The sequence below is a fragment of the Terrirubrum flagellatum genome, from assembly GCF_022059845.1.
In the GTDB taxonomy this organism is placed as follows: domain Bacteria; phylum Pseudomonadota; class Alphaproteobacteria; order Rhizobiales; family Beijerinckiaceae; genus Terrirubrum; species Terrirubrum flagellatum.
This window is the reverse complement of the sequence record NZ_CP091851.1, coordinates 1,401,801-1,415,615: the sequence shown is the minus strand read 5'-3', so window position 1 is coordinate 1,415,615 and position 13,815 is coordinate 1,401,801. Positions and strand designations below refer to the sequence as shown.

Here is a 13,815-nt window from a genome sequence, read left to right as displayed (position 1 = left end):
CGCGCCGCCCGTCATTCCACTGTGATGTTGACGAGATCGCGGACGGCCCGTCCCGCCCGCCTGTCGCCCGGCACGACCAGTCGCAGCGAGCGGTCAGCAAGCGCAGCCCCATCGCGCTGCGTCGCGATGATCACGCTCTTGCCCTCGAGCTCCGGCGAAAGCTCCGACAATGACAGGGTCACGACATAGCCATCGCGGCCGCGAGCCCGCAGCACCATGCGCACATGCTCGGCATGCTTGTCCGCCTCGATCACTCCGGCGGCGACGAGCGCGTCCCATAAGAGCGGCCCGCTCCATTCCGCGGTCTCGTCGCCCCTGCCCGTCTTCTGCGTCAGCTTGATGGTCTGTCGCGGCAGCGCGGCGATGCGCTCCGCGGTGAAATCGACGACCGGCCGGCCGGCGCGCTGCAATTCAAGCCCGCCATTGGCCGCATCGGCGACGAGCCTGATTGATCGAGCCGCCTCCACGCGGACGTCCAACTGGATCAGCCCCGCAGACGTGTCGGCGAGCGCTGCGGCCGTCGCGGCGCCCGCGAGAACGCATCCCAACGCGAACGCGAGCGCCCGGCTTCCCGTCTTTACCATTCGCGCGCTCCCTGATTTGCCGCGCGCCCGTTTCAGGCCGGCGCATCGCTATAGTCAGCGGGATATATCGAAATGGCAAGGCCATGAATGGCCTTCGCTTTCGCTCGCAGTGGACGACTCAGGCGCGTCAATAAGGTTAACAGCCCGTCAAGTTTGACAGTTAACAGACCGTAAACTACCTCTCGATGCGCGGGCTTCATCAGGTGGTGATTTATGCGTGTCTCCTCGGGAGAGCGTTTCCGCTCGTTCAGCCCGTCCCCGGTTTCGATCACGCCGTTGCGCGCCGTCGCGCTGGCGACGTTCGGCGTGACGCTTGGCGTGGTTGGAACGCTCGTCGCGGCGCCCCTCGCAGTTTTCGCCAATGACGACGCCGGCATTCGCGGCCTGATCATGCGCGATGGCGCATCACGCGCCGCCACGCGCGCGCAGGCTTTCGCCTATCCCCGCAACGCCGGCTATGCCTCGGCGCCCCGCGGCGTGAGCTACTATTTCCAGCCGATCGTGCGCAGCTTCGCGCCGGAGCCTAAGCTGCGCCAGCGTCCGCCGCTGCCGCAGCCGATCCTGACGGGATATGCGCCGAAAAGCCGCGAGCTGTTCCGGGCGATGGACGAGACCGGCGCTCCGCCGCGGCCGGAGCAAACGCATGCGCAGCCGAAGCGGCCGCCCTCCATTCGGCGGCATGCGACGACCCGCGCGCCCGATCGCGTCGCCGCCGCGCAATCGCGCCGCGCGGTCTGCGTGCGCACCTGCGACGGCTACTTCTTCCCGATGGGCAGCCCCTCGTCCGATCTCGCGGCGCAGGAATCGCTCTGCCAGGCCTCCTGCCCCGGCGCGCCCGCAAAGCTCTTCACCATCGAGGCCGGCGGCGCGATCGAGAACGCCGTGTCGCGCGATCTCCGCCGCTATACCTCGCTGCCGGCCGCCTTCGCCTACCAGAAGTCGCGCTCGGCGAGCTGCACCTGCCACCAGACGGCGCAGCAGACCCACATCTCGATCATGCGCGACACCACGCTGCGGCCCGGCGACACCGTAGTCACCGGCGAGCGCGCGGTTGTGTTCAATGGCGCGACCTCCTGGCCCTATCGTCCGAGCGACTTCAGCGATTTCCGCGTCTCCGGCCGGCTCAATGCGGCGCAGAAGCGCGAGATCGATTCCCGCGTCGGCGTCACCTACGCCGCCAATCTGCTCAAGCCCTATAATGTCGCCAAAGCGCGCGAGATCACGCCTGTCGCAGCGGTCGAGATCGTGCGGCCGCAGCAGGTCTCCGAGCTTGTCAGGCGCGTCGATGGCGGCCCGCCGGCGCCGCGTCCTGCGAATATGATCGTCACAGTTTCCAGCCCGTCCTCGCCAAGACCCGCGAACGTCATCGTCGCGGTTCCCGGTCCAAGCTCTGCAATCCGCGTGGTCGAACGCGGCGCCGCGCCGGGCTTCATCATCCGGTAGGATAGCCACAGGCGGCTTGTCACGGCCGCCGCCCGCCTTTACTTGCGCCGCGTTGACCCGACGCTGCTCTAGAGATCCGTTCAATGCCCGAAGTTCACGACGTCCTGATCATCGGCGGCGGCGTGAATGGCTGCGGCATCGCCCGCGACGCGGCGGGGCGCGGCCTCTCCGTGTTTCTCTGCGAGATGCATGATCTCGCGAGCGGCACCTCGTCATGGTCGACCAAGCTGATCCATGGCGGCCTGCGCTATCTCGAATATTACGAATTCCGACTGGTGCGCGAAGCGCTGATCGAGCGCGAGGTGATCTGGAAGATCGCGCCGCATCTCGTCGCGCCACTGCGCTTCGTGCTGCCGCATCACAAAGGCTTGCGGCCCGCCTGGCTTCTGCGGCTCGGCCTGTTCCTCTACGACCATCTCGGCGGCCGCAAGAAGCTGCCGCCGACGCGCACGCTCGATCTGACGACCGACGCCGCCGGCAAGCCGCTGAAGCCCGATCTCTATCGTCGCGGCTTTGAATATTCCGACTGCCGCGTCGATGACGCGCGCCTCGTCGTGCTCAACGCGCGCGACGCCGCCAACAAGGGCGCCGACATCCGCACGCGCACAAAGGCCGTCTCGGCAGTGCGCGACGCCGAAGGCTGGACGCTGACGATCGAAAATCTCGACACGGGCGCGCGCAGCGAAGTGCGCGGCAAAACGCTGGTGAACGCCGCCGGCCCATGGGTGGCGGACGTGCTCACGGGAACGCTGCGCGCCAATTCGCGCGCCAAGGTCAGGCTGGTGCAGGGCTCGCACATCGTCACGCGCCGCATCTTCGATCATGACCGCGCCTACATCTTCCAGAATGCGGACGGCCGCATCATCTTCGCCATTCCCTACGAGGATGAATTCACGCTGATCGGCACCACCGATCGCGACTATGACGGCGATCCCGCTAATGTGCGCGCAACCGACGAGGAGATTTCCTATCTCTGCGCCGCCGCGAGCGAATATTTCGTCAAGCCGATCGCGCCGTCCGACGTCGTCTGGACCTATTCCGGCGTGCGTCCGCTCTATGACGATGGCGCGAGCGAAGCGAAGGCCGCGACGCGCGACTATGTCTTCGAGCTCGACGATAATGGCGCGCCGCTGCTCTCGATCTTCGGCGGCAAGATCACGACCTATCGCCGGCTGTCCGAGGAAGCGCTGGAGAAATTGCAGCGCTGGCTGCCGGCGTCCTCTGAGGAAAAAGAGGGCTGGACGGGCCGCGAGCCTCTGCCCGGCGGCGAATTTCCGATGGAGGGCCGCGTTGCGCTCGCCGACGAATTGCGCCGCGATTTCCCCTTCCTCTCCGTGCGACAGGCTGCGCGTTATGCGCGCAGCTATGGCCTGAAGGCGCGCGATTTCCTGAAGGACGCGAAGAGCGCCGCCGATCTCGGCCGCGATTTCGGCGCCGGCTTCACCGAGGCGGAAGCGCGCTATCTCATGCGAAGCGAATGGGCGCGCGACGCCGACGACATGCTCTGGCGCCGCTCGAAGCTCGGCCTGCATCTCGACACCACACAACGCGCAGCGCTCGCCGACTGGATCGTTTCCGAACGCGCCACAACGGCGCGCTGATTTCCCGGAAGCCGGAGAGGCATCATGACTTTCGATTTCAGGGGCAAGCGCGTCGTCGTTTGCGGCGGCAGCCGCGGCATCGGCCGCTCGATCGCGCTTGGTTTTGCAACGGCTGGCGCCTCTGTCTCGATCTGCGCGCGCGGCGAAGAAACTCTGCGCGCAACGGAGAAGGAAATCGCGGCCCATGGCGGCGTCCATCACGCCTCGCCCTGCGATCTCGCCGACGCGGCGGCGATCGTTTCTTATATTCCAGCCGCGGCGGAAAAGCTCGGCGGGATCGACGTGCTCGTGAACAACGCCAGCGGCTTCGGCTATGCCGACACCGAGGAAGGCTGGAGCGCGGGGTTGAACGTCGATGTGATGGCGATCGTGCGCGCGACGCGCGCAGCGCAGCCGTTCCTCGTTAAAGGCGACGGTTCGTCGGTCATCAATATCTCCTCGATCTCGGGCTATCGCCCCTCTGTTCGTGGCCCCGCCTACGCCGCAGTGAAGGCCGCCGCCATCCAGTATACGACATCGCAGGCCGCGATGTTCGCGGCCCAGCGCGTGCGGGTGAACTGCATCGCGCCGGGCTCGATCGAATTTCCCGGCGGGAGCTGGGAGCGGCGCAAAAACAGCGATCCCGCCTATTACGACCGCGTGCTCAAATCGATTCCGTTCGGCCGGCTGGGAACGCCGGAGGAAATCGCCAATGTCGCGCTCTTCCTGGCGTCTCCGCTTGCGAGCTGGATCACCGGCCAGACGATCACCGTCGATGGCGGGCAGTTGCTGTCGTAATATTTAGAACGAATTTTTGAAGGTTGTCATGGCCGGGCGTGGCCCGGCCATCCACGACTTCCATGCAGCAATGAAAAGACGTGGATGCCCGGGCCACGCCCTGGCATGACGAAGCGGAAAACCGCCGCGTAACTACGATCGCAGCCGCGCCAGCTTCTGGAATCCCGCAATTGTCGCGCGCGCATCGCCAATGACGGCGCCGACCTTCGCAATCGTGAGCGCCGCGCGATAGCGCGCGACGAGTTTCTCGTCGCCGATCAGCGTGACCTCGCGCGCATCAGGCGCGAGCCGCAACCCTTCGCGCACCTCATTTCCGATGATGATCCCGGAGAGATAATCGGCGATCTCGTCGGCCTTGAGATCGCCAAGCAGAACAGCGCTGCGCGCGGTGAAGAGCTGGTTGAGCAATCCGCCTGGCGCGTCCGCCAGCGCGAGCTTCACGCCGCGCGCGAACGCTTCTTCCTGCATTTGCGACGCAGGCTCGATCAAGCGGCCAAGGATCGAATGCTCCTTTATGACGGCGTAGACTTCGCCGGTCATCATGGTGCGAAAGCCCGTCAGCCTCCCCTTCTCCATGCGCGCCCATTTGCTGTGCGTGCCCGGCAACACGACAAGCGCGTCCGCATCATCGTCGATGGCGCCGAACGCCTGAATCTCCTCGCCACGCATCACGTCAGGCAGCGGCGGCTTCTGCGCCACGCCCGGCAGGAATTTCAGCCGCACGCCATCGCCTAGCGTGCGCTCGACGACGTTGGCTGCGAGATCGGCAAGCGTCGCTGGCGCGAATGCGTAAGGCGTCTCGACCCATCCATTGCGACTCGTGATCATGCCGGAGAGAAAGATTTCAGCGCCCGCATGAAGCCAGTCGCCGATCGCTCCGCGAAGCGCCTCCTCGAAGCGCCCGCCCCCCACCTTCAGGATGCCGATCTCGGCGCGGCGCTCCTCCGCGAGGCCTTCAGCGCCGAAGCGATAGGCGCGGAAATTCGAGGTGCCCCAATCCACGATGATTGGCGGGTGCTGGCTCATTGACTTGCCGTCCTGATCGCATACGGAGGCTGACTTATGTCGATCCGGTCCGCCGCATCAAGAGCAGGATCGGCGGAGGAGAATCTGATGGGCCTTCTTCATCCCGACCGCCTGTTTCCCGCTGATCCCTCGACGCGCGAGATTGCGCGCCGCCTCTATGACGACGTGCGCGGCCTGCCGCTGATCAGCCCGCACGGACACACCGATCCGAGCTGGTATGCGCTCGACGAAGCCTTCCCCGACCCCTCAACGCTGCTGGTGAAGCCGGACCATTACGTTTTCCGTATGCTCTATTCCCAGGGAGTGAGACTGGAAGAACTGGGCATTCCCCGCAAGGATGGCGGCGCGGTCGAGAAGGATACGCGCAAGATCTGGCGCCTGCTGGCGAAGCATTGGCGTCTGTTCCGGGGAACGCCGACGCGCCTCTGGTTCGAGCAGTCGCTCTCCGACATTTTTGGCATTGAGGAGCGTCTGTCGCCCGAGAACGCCGACAAGCTCTACGACCTCATCGCGGACAAGCTCGCTTCGCCGCAGCTTCGTCCGCGCGCGCTGTTCGAGCGCTTCAAGATCGAAGCAATCTCGACCACCGACGCCGCGCTCGATGACTTGAGATATCATGACATGGTTCGCGCTTCGGGCTGGAAAGGCAAGGTCGTGCCGGCCTATCGCCCTGATTCTGTCATCGACCCCGAATTCGACGGCTTCCAGGCCAATCTCGACAAATTGAGCGAGATATCAGGCGAAGACGCGCGCACTTGGAAAGGCTATCTCGCCGCGCATCGCAAACGGCGCGCCTACTTCATTGAACGCGGCGCGACCTCCAGCGATCACGGCCATCTCACCGCGCGCACCGCCAATCTCTCTGCGGCGGAATGCGAGAAACTGTTCACGAAAGTCGTTGCAGGACAGGAAAATGCGGAAGAGGCCGATCTTTTCCGCGGCCAGATGCTCACCGAGATGGCGAAGATGAGCGTCGACGACGGGCTTGTGCTGCAGATTCATCCGGGATCGTTCCGCAACCACAACGCCGGGCTCTACGAAGCGTTCGGCCGCGACATGGGCGCGGATATTCCGACGCGCACCGATTATGTCCGCGCGCTCAAACCCCTGCTCGATGCGGTCGGCAATGAACCCAACCTGACCGTGATCCTGTTCACGCTCGACGAGACGAGCTACAGCCGCGAGCTCGCGCCGCTTGCCGGCCATTATCCCTGCCTCAAGCTCGGCCCGGCCTGGTGGTTCTTCGATGCGCCGGAAGGCATGCGCCGCTTCCGCGAACTGACGACGGAGACCGCCGGCTTCTACAACACGGTCGGCTTCAACGACGACACGCGCGCCTATCTCTCGATCCCCGCCCGCCACGATATGGCGCGCCGCTGCGATTGCGCCTATCTCGCGCGCCTCGTCGCCGAACATCGCCTTGACGAGGATGAAGCGCGGGAAGTCGCGCACGATCTCGCCTATCGCCTGGCGAAGCAGGCTTACAATCTCTGATGAGCGAAGCTCCCGTCATCGAAACCGCGCGGCTGAGGCTGCGCGGCCATCGCGTTGAAGATGCGGCTCTCACCGCGGCGCTATGGGCCGACGCCGACGTCACGCGCTTCATTGGCGGACGTCCCTTCACGCAGGAGGAATCCTGGTCGCGCCTTCTGCGCTATGTGGGCCACTGGGCGCTCATGGGCTTCGGCTACTGGGTCGTCGAAGAAAAAGACAGCGGCGCGTTCGTGGGCGAAATCGGTTTCGCAGACTATCGTCGCGACATCACGCCTTCGCTTGGCGACGCGCCCGAGATCGGCTGGGTGCTTTCGCCCTCGGCGCACGGCAAGGGCTACGCCACGGAAGCGGTGAATGCAGCACTCGCATGGGGCGACCGGCATTTCGCAAAGCGCCACACCGTCTGCATCATCGCGCCGGACAATCAGGCGTCACGACGCGTCGCGGAAAAATGCGGCTATCGCGAAATCCGCCGGACGACCTACAAGGATCATCCAACGATCGTCTTCGCGCGATAAAACTGAAGGGCGCGCTAGCGCGCGAGCCAGCCGCCATCGACCGGCAGCACGACGCCGTGAACATAGGCGGCCGCATCCGAAGCAAGAAACACCGCTGCGCCGCCGATTTCTTTCGGATCGCCCCAATGTCCCGCGGGAATGCGCGCAAGGATCGCTGAGCTGCGCTCCTTGTCCTCGCGCAAGGCCTGCGTATTGTTGGTGACGAAATAACCCGGCGCAATCGCATTCACATTAATCCCCTTCGGCGCCCATTCGCAGGCGAGCAGACGCGTCAGGCCGGCAAGTCCGCTTTTCGACGAGGTATAGGAGGGAATGCGGATGCCGCCCTGGAATGAAAGCAGCGAAGCGATATTGATGATCTTGCCGGCGCCGCGCGGAATCATGTGACGCGCCGCCGCTTGCGAGAGGAAGAAAACGGATTTCAGATTCGTATCCATCACCGCGTCCCAGTCGGCCTCGGTGAAATCGACCGCATCGGCGCGTCGGATGATGCCCGCATTGTTGACGAGGATGTCGAGCGCGCCGCCCCACTTCACCGCCTCGTCGATGACGCGTTGCACCGGCTCGATCGTGACGAAATCAGCCTTGATCGCGAGGCTGTCTCGCCCAAGCGCCGCGATGCGCGCCTGCGTGTCATCCATTGCGGAGCGGCCTGCGAGCGCGACGCGCGCGCCCGCTTCAGCGAGCGCAATCGCGATCGCCTGACCGAGACCGGTGTTGGCGCCGGTGACGAGCGCCGTCTTTCCCGCGAGATCAAACGCCTTCATCACACCCTCACAGCAGCGAACTGACAGGCGCGGGATCCATGTCCGTAAAAGTCTGGTTGTCGCCCGCCATCGCCCAGATGAACCCGTAATTCGAGGTGCCGCAGCCGCAATGGATCGACCAGGGCGGCGACAGCACGACTTCATCATTGCGCACGATCAGATGACGCGTCGCCTGCGGCCGGCCCATGAGATGCACGACGACCTGATCCTTGGGCAAATCGAAATAGAGATAGGCCTCCATGCGCCGATCATGGGTGTGCGGCGGAATGCTGTTCCAGACATTGCCCGTTTCGAGCCGGGTGTAGCCCATGACGATCTGGCATGTCGGGAGATCATCGACATGCATGTATTTCGTCAGCACGCGCTTGTTCGACGTCTCCACGGCGCCGAGCTGGTCGCCCTTCATCGCTGACGCCTTGAACAATTTCGCCGGATGCGCCGCATGCGCCGGCGCGCTGCAGGCGTAGAATTTCGCGGGCGATGAAGCGTTCGCGTTATCGAAGGCGAGCGTCTTCGTCCCCATCGGCAGATAGAGCGCGTCGCCCTTGTCGAGTTCATAGCCTTTGCCGTCGGCAATCACGCTGCCGGCGCCGCCGACATTGAAAATCCCGATCTCGCGCCGCGACAGGAAGAAAGGCGATTTGACGAGATCGGCAAGCTCCTGGCCGAACGAGAGCGCGCCTGTCGCAGGCGCGATGCCGAACACGACCATGCGGTCATAATGCGTATAGACCGCCTTGATGCGGCCAGGCGTGAACAGGCCGGTCACAAGAAAATGCTTGCGCAGCTCCTCCGTATTGAAGCTCTCGGCATGATCAGGATGAATGGCGTGCCTGATCTCGATGTCGATGGCGCTCATGCCGACTTTTCCCCTCTTGGATTACTCGAACAGCTCCGCCTGCTCCGCGAGCACGCGCGGCAGCGAGCGAAGAATTTCGGTGAGATGGCAGCGCATCGCCTGCTCGGCGGCGTCGGCGTCGCGCGCGTCGATCGCGGCGATAATCGCCTTGTGCTGATCGACGATGGCGAGCATCGCGTCGCGATCCCACAGCGTCAGGTGGCAGACGCGATCCATGTGATGCTTGATGTCGACGACGAGAGCCCAGGCGAGATCGGCTTCGGCGCCGGAGGCGAGCGCGGCGTGAAAGCGTTCGTCATGGGTCTGGAAGGCCGGATGATCCCCCGCCTCCGCGGCCGTAATTTGCGCGGCGATAATCGAGTCGAGGCTGGCGCGAATGACGGGAGCGAAGCGATCGCAGGCGCGCCGCGCGATCGACGTCTCCAGCGCCTCGCGCGTGAAACGCACCTGCTCCATCTGCCGCGTAGAGATTTTCACGACGATGGTGCCGCGCTGGGGCATCACGCGCACCAGTCCGATCTTCGAGAGCGCGATGATCGCCTCGCGCACCGGCTGCCGCGACACGCCGAACTTCAGCGCGATATCGTTCTCGGAGAGGCGCGCGCCGGGCGGCAGCTCAAGCGTGACGATCGCGCGTCGAAGCATCCGGCCGACCTGATCGGCGAGCGAGGCGCCGCCGGGATCGTCGGGCGGAAAGGCGCGCAGAACGGGCGTCATTGCCTGGGGCATGAAACTGCCATACCACGCCATACAAGATTGTCCAAGGCGGGTTGCGGCGGCGGCCAATCGCGGACACAAGCGGGCTTGGGGGCGAAGCGAGCGACACTATGACGAACACCAAGAGCGCGGCCGACATCGCCACGGCCTTCACCGACGCCCGCCGCCGCGCCGCGCCAATCGCCGTCTATCCCGGCGAATTGCCGGCGACGTTGACCGACGCCTACGCCGTGCAGGAAGCCGCGATTGCGCGCTGGCAAGACCGCATCACGGGCTGGAAAGTGGCGGGCATCGCGCCTGATTTGCGCGAGAAATTCGGCGCCGCGCGTCTCGCCGGTCCGGCCTTCGCAAGCAAGGTTAAGCGCGCGGGCGGCGACGCCGTTCCCTCCTTCGCGATTTTCGCCGGCGGCTTCGCCGCGGTCGAAGCCGAATTCATTTTCCGCGTTGGCGCAACGATTGCGCCTGACGACGCCGCCAGCGAAGACCGACTCGCTGCAAAGATCGCAGCGATGCATGCGGGCGCGGAGATCGCGAGCAGCCCGTTCGGCGGCATCAATGATCTCGGCCCGACATCAGTCATCTCAGATTTCGGTAATAATTCCGGACTGCTGCTTGGCCCCGAGATCAAGGATTGGCGCACGCGCCCGCTTGCGAGCCTGACGTCGCGCGCTCTGGTCAATGGCGCGAATGTTGGCGAAGGCGATGCGTCACGCGTCTTCGGCGGACCGCTGGCGGCGCTGGCGTTTCTTGTCGCGCAGCTCGCTTCACGCGGGCGCTCGCTCACATCGGGCGATCTGGTTTCGACGGGTATGACGACGGGCATCCATCCGGTGAAACCGGGCGACCGTGTGCGCTTCGAATTTGTCGACGACATCGTGTTTGAAGCCGTCGCCGAGAAAGCCGAGCCGAGGGCCTGACGCTTTCCCGCTCACCGCGGCGGCCTTATGGTCGCCGCCCACTCCTACATTCTGATCGCCTTCGATGACGCGCCTGTCCCTCGCCACGTTCGACCGCCTTCCCACCCATGTCAGGCGCTTTTCCTATGATCGCGCCGCGCTGAAGACGGGCGTCGTGCATCTCGGGATCGGCGCGTTCTCGCGCGCGCATCTGCTCGACTACACCGACGAGATTCTGTCGAAGGAGTTCGGTCCCTGGGGCGTGTGCGGCGTCAGCATGCGTCGTCCTGACGTCGTGGAGACGCTGCGTCCGCAGGACGGGCTCTACACCATCGCCGTGCGCGGCGCGGAAGGCGAGAAGCGCGTCGCCATCGGCGCGCTCAACGCGCTCGCGGTTCTGCCGGAGGATCCGCGTGGCCTGATCGCGCGCATGGCGTCAGCGGATACGCGCATCGTGTCGCTGACCGTGACCGAGAAAGGCTATTGCCACGATCCCGCGACGGGGCGCCTCAACGCGGCGCATCCCGATATCGCGCATGATCTCGAACATCGGGAGACGCCGCGCTCGGCGATCGGAACGATCGTCGCGGCCCTTGCCGCGCGCCGCAAAGCCGGCCTTGGCCCCTTCACGGTGATGCCGCTCGACAATCTCCCGTCGAACGGCGAAGTGGTTCGCGGCCTCACCCTCGCCTACGCCGCGCTTGTCGATGATGCGCTGGCGCAATGGATCGAGAACAACGGCGCCTTTCCCTCGACGATGGTCGATCGCATCGTTCCCGCGACGACCGACGCCGACATCGCCGCGACCGCGCAGGCGCTTGGCCTCGAGGATCGCGCCGTCGTCACGACGGAATCCTTCCGCCAATGGGTGATCGAGGATGAATTCGCGAATGGCCGCCCGGCCTGGGAGAAGGTCGGCGCGGAGATCGTGTCGGACGTCGCGCCATTCGAATTCATGAAGCTGCGCATGCTCAACGGCGCGCATTCCTCGCTCGCCTATCTCGGCTATCTCTCCGGCCATGAGACGGTGGCGGAGGCGAGCGGCGATCCCGTGCTGGCGCAATTTCTCGAAGGGCTCTGGCGCGAGATCATTCCGACCGTGCCGCCGCCGTCGGGCGCCGATCTGCCGGCCTATGCGAAGGCGCTGCTCGATCGCTTCCGCAATCCCTCGATCCGTCACCGCACCTGGCAGATCGCCATGGACGGCTCGCAGAAATTGCCGCAGCGCCTGCTCGGCACGATCCGCGAACGTCTGAAATCAGGCGCGCCGATCGCGCATCTCGCCACCGGCGTCGCCGCCTGGATGCGATATGTCATGGGCGTCGACGAGAACGGCAAGGCGATCGAGGTGCGCGATCCCCTCGCCGACAAATTGCGCGCGGCGGCCGACGCGGCAGGCCGCGACGCAGGTCGACTCAGCGCGGCGCTGCTGCGCTTCGACACGATCTTCGGCTCAGACCTGCCGGAGAATGCGACGTTCCGCGCCGCCGTGCAGAGCGCGCTTGCGCGCATCCTGCAGGATGGCGCGCGCGCCGCGGCGAAAGCGGCTTGAAATCCGGGGAGCCGCCGTCTGTCTTGAGCCGAGTGACGCCAGCCAATCGCCGAGCTCAGGCGGCGCCTCTCTGATCAGACGGTTTTCAATTTTCTGCTGAGGAACAATCCGGTCTGCTTCCTCGATTCGAGCGCGCCATTCCCTTGCCGGAATGCAAGCGTGATCGCGTCGCGGAAAGCCTGTTGCTGAGCTTCACTGGCGCGATCTCCGGGCGGATAGGATGTGAGCGCCAGGAATATGTCCTCGGGATCGGTGATCCGGAGTTTCGCCGGATAATCGGAGTAAGCGACATTGCCGAACTGCGATTGCATCAGGCGTTCGGCTGCGTCGTAGCCGAACAAGGCCGCCGCCGGATCGGATGGAGCGCTGCCGAAGACCGTCGTCAACGCATAGATCTCGCGCATATTGTCAGCGCCGTTCGTGGTGACCGCAAGCAGGCCGCCCGGCTTCAGCACGCGCCACATTTCCGCAATGGCCGCCGCCGGATCGGCGACATGATACAGCATGTGCATGGCGACGACCGCATCGAAGGCGCAGTCTTCGAATGGAAGGGCCGCGGCGTCTGCTTGTCGGCCTTCGACTGAAGCAAATGGCAGCGAGTTGCAGCGCTCCACCGCTTCGGCGACCATGCCGGGCGACATATCCGCAAGCACAAGTTTCAACCCTTTCGGCAGCGCGCTTGCAGATGCGGCCCAGAACCAGCCCGGACCGCAGCCGATGTCGAGAACGCGATCTCCGGTCGTCAGCGACAATTGTCGCGCGACCCAGGGAAACCAGGGAGCGTCAGCGATCGTATATTCCCGGTTGAGACGCGCCCGCGCGGCGAGTTTCCGGCTGTCGCTATATTGTTGTGCGTTTTCCTCCACCGGAGATGACATGCCGGCTCCCTTTCGCATTGGAACGCCACTGACCGACAATAACGCTATGCGCGCATCCGAATGGTGGCAATCTCGCTGGCGATGAGCAGCATTGCAGATTGAACGGCGTCAATCGCGCCATTGACGGCGCGCGGACGGCGGCGAAGATCGCTGACCGCGCCCAAAGGATTCTACGACTGCGGTTGCACAGGGAACAGCATGGTCGCGAGCGAAAGCTTCTCTGATTTTCTTCGCGAGCAGCTTGAACCGCTCGGCCATATCACGACGCGTCGCATGTTCGGCAAGACGGGCCTGTTCTGCGACGGGCTGATGCTCGGAATGGTGCGCGACGACGCGCTCTATTTCCGCGTCGATGACGAAAATCGCGTGGCGCTCAAGGAAGCGGCGTCAGAGCCGCCGCTGAATTACCGGAAGAAAGGCGCCGACATCGATCTCTCATTCTGGCGCGTTCCCGACCGCCTGTTCGACGAGCCCGACGAATTCCTCGTCTGGGGACGCGCGGCGCTGGGCGCTGCGCGACGCGTGGCGGCGAAGCGCGAGAAGACGACGCGCAAGATCGCGCCAAAGCGCAAAAGAATGAAGCGACAAGCGCAATGAATGCGCATGTGTGACGCCTCGCGCAAAAGACGCGCGCCTCGCAGCGTCATCGCTTTGTCGCAACAATCCGCAACCGCTCGTTAACACGCTGTCATCCAAACGGCGC

The 13,815-nt window shown here is 64.7% G+C and carries 14 protein-coding genes; 8 read left to right on the top strand and 6 right to left on the bottom strand.

The window, feature by feature from the left end; translation table 11 throughout:
- Nucleotides 1–11: 11 nt before the first annotated feature.
- Complete coding sequence (locus L8F45_RS06900) at nt 12–584, bottom strand: hypothetical protein (protein ID WP_342362141.1); 573 nt, start codon at nt 582–584, stop codon at nt 12–14.
- Nucleotides 585–797: 213 nt separating this feature from the next.
- Here L8F45_RS06900 and L8F45_RS06895 point away from each other — a divergent pair, with 213 nt between their 5' ends.
- The 3 genes from L8F45_RS06895 to L8F45_RS06885 all read left to right on the top strand — a co-directional run bounded on the left by L8F45_RS06895 (nt 798) and on the right by L8F45_RS06885 (nt 4,405).
- Nucleotides 798–2,027, top strand: a complete 1,230-nt coding sequence (locus L8F45_RS06895; RefSeq protein ID WP_342362140.1) for a DUF2865 domain-containing protein — start codon at nt 798–800, stop codon at nt 2,025–2,027.
- Between the two features lie 83 nt (nt 2,028–2,110).
- Complete coding sequence (gene glpD, locus L8F45_RS06890) at nt 2,111–3,628, top strand: glycerol-3-phosphate dehydrogenase (RefSeq protein ID WP_342362139.1); 1,518 nt, start codon at nt 2,111–2,113, stop codon at nt 3,626–3,628.
- 24 nt (nt 3,629–3,652) lie between these two features.
- Nucleotides 3,653–4,405, top strand: a complete 753-nt coding sequence (locus L8F45_RS06885) for an SDR family NAD(P)-dependent oxidoreductase (protein ID WP_342362138.1) — start codon at nt 3,653–3,655, stop codon at nt 4,403–4,405.
- A 132-nt stretch (nt 4,406–4,537) separates the two neighbouring features.
- On the opposite strand, the gene L8F45_RS06880 is transcribed toward L8F45_RS06885, so the two are convergent.
- Complete coding sequence (locus tag L8F45_RS06880) at nt 4,538–5,431, bottom strand: 2-dehydro-3-deoxygalactonokinase (RefSeq protein ID WP_342362137.1); 894 nt, start codon at nt 5,429–5,431, stop codon at nt 4,538–4,540.
- A gap of 87 nt (nt 5,432–5,518) precedes the next feature.
- On the opposite strand from L8F45_RS06880, the gene uxaC reads away from it, so the two are divergent.
- Nucleotides 5,519–6,925 (top strand): glucuronate isomerase, encoded by a 1,407-nt coding sequence (gene uxaC, locus L8F45_RS06875; protein WP_342362136.1) that lies wholly within the window; start codon nt 5,519–5,521, stop codon nt 6,923–6,925.
- The gene (locus L8F45_RS06870; RefSeq protein WP_342362135.1) at nt 6,925–7,443 is read left to right on the top strand and encodes a GNAT family N-acetyltransferase; all 519 of its coding nucleotides are present in this window, start codon (nt 6,925–6,927) and stop codon (nt 7,441–7,443) included. The genes uxaC and L8F45_RS06870 overlap by 1 nt, the downstream gene beginning before the upstream one ends.
- A 14-nt stretch (nt 7,444–7,457) precedes the next feature.
- On the opposite strand, the gene kduD is transcribed toward L8F45_RS06870, so the two are convergent.
- The 3 genes from kduD to L8F45_RS06855 are packed head-to-tail and all read right to left on the bottom strand — an operon-like array spanning nt 7,458 to nt 9,798.
- Nucleotides 7,458–8,210: a 2-dehydro-3-deoxy-D-gluconate 5-dehydrogenase KduD gene (gene kduD, locus L8F45_RS06865; protein ID WP_342362134.1), complete on the bottom strand. Its 753-nt coding sequence runs from the start codon at nt 8,208–8,210 to the stop codon at nt 7,458–7,460.
- A 7-nt stretch (nt 8,211–8,217) separates the two neighbouring features.
- Nucleotides 8,218–9,060, bottom strand: a complete 843-nt coding sequence (kduI, locus tag L8F45_RS06860; protein WP_342363384.1) for a 5-dehydro-4-deoxy-D-glucuronate isomerase — start codon at nt 9,058–9,060, stop codon at nt 8,218–8,220.
- 30 nt (nt 9,061–9,090) lie between these two features.
- Complete coding sequence (locus L8F45_RS06855; RefSeq protein ID WP_342362133.1) at nt 9,091–9,798, bottom strand: GntR family transcriptional regulator; 708 nt, start codon at nt 9,796–9,798, stop codon at nt 9,091–9,093.
- A gap of 98 nt (nt 9,799–9,896) precedes the next feature.
- On the opposite strand from L8F45_RS06855, the gene L8F45_RS06850 reads away from it, so the two are divergent.
- Together L8F45_RS06850 and L8F45_RS06845 are read left to right on the top strand one after the other, a co-directional pair.
- Nucleotides 9,897–10,703 carry a 2-keto-4-pentenoate hydratase gene (locus tag L8F45_RS06850; protein ID WP_342362132.1) on the top strand — a complete coding sequence of 269 codons (807 nt, stop codon included), beginning with the start codon at nt 9,897–9,899 and terminating at the stop codon, nt 10,701–10,703.
- 64 nt (nt 10,704–10,767) lie between these two features.
- Entirely contained in the window at nt 10,768–12,234 is a 1,467-nt protein-coding gene (locus L8F45_RS06845; RefSeq protein ID WP_342362131.1) for a mannitol dehydrogenase family protein, read from the top strand.
- A gap of 74 nt (nt 12,235–12,308) precedes the next feature.
- On the opposite strand, the gene L8F45_RS06840 is transcribed toward L8F45_RS06845, so the two are convergent.
- Nucleotides 12,309–13,112, bottom strand: coding sequence for a class I SAM-dependent methyltransferase (locus L8F45_RS06840; RefSeq protein WP_342362130.1), 804 nt, complete (start codon nt 13,110–13,112; stop codon nt 12,309–12,311).
- Nucleotides 13,113–13,310: 198 nt separating this feature from the next.
- Here L8F45_RS06840 and L8F45_RS06835 point away from each other — a divergent pair, with 198 nt between their 5' ends.
- Nucleotides 13,311–13,709 carry a TfoX/Sxy family protein gene (locus L8F45_RS06835; protein WP_342362129.1) on the top strand — a complete coding sequence of 133 codons (399 nt, stop codon included), beginning with the start codon at nt 13,311–13,313 and terminating at the stop codon, nt 13,707–13,709.
- Nucleotides 13,710–13,815 lie beyond the last annotated feature (106 nt).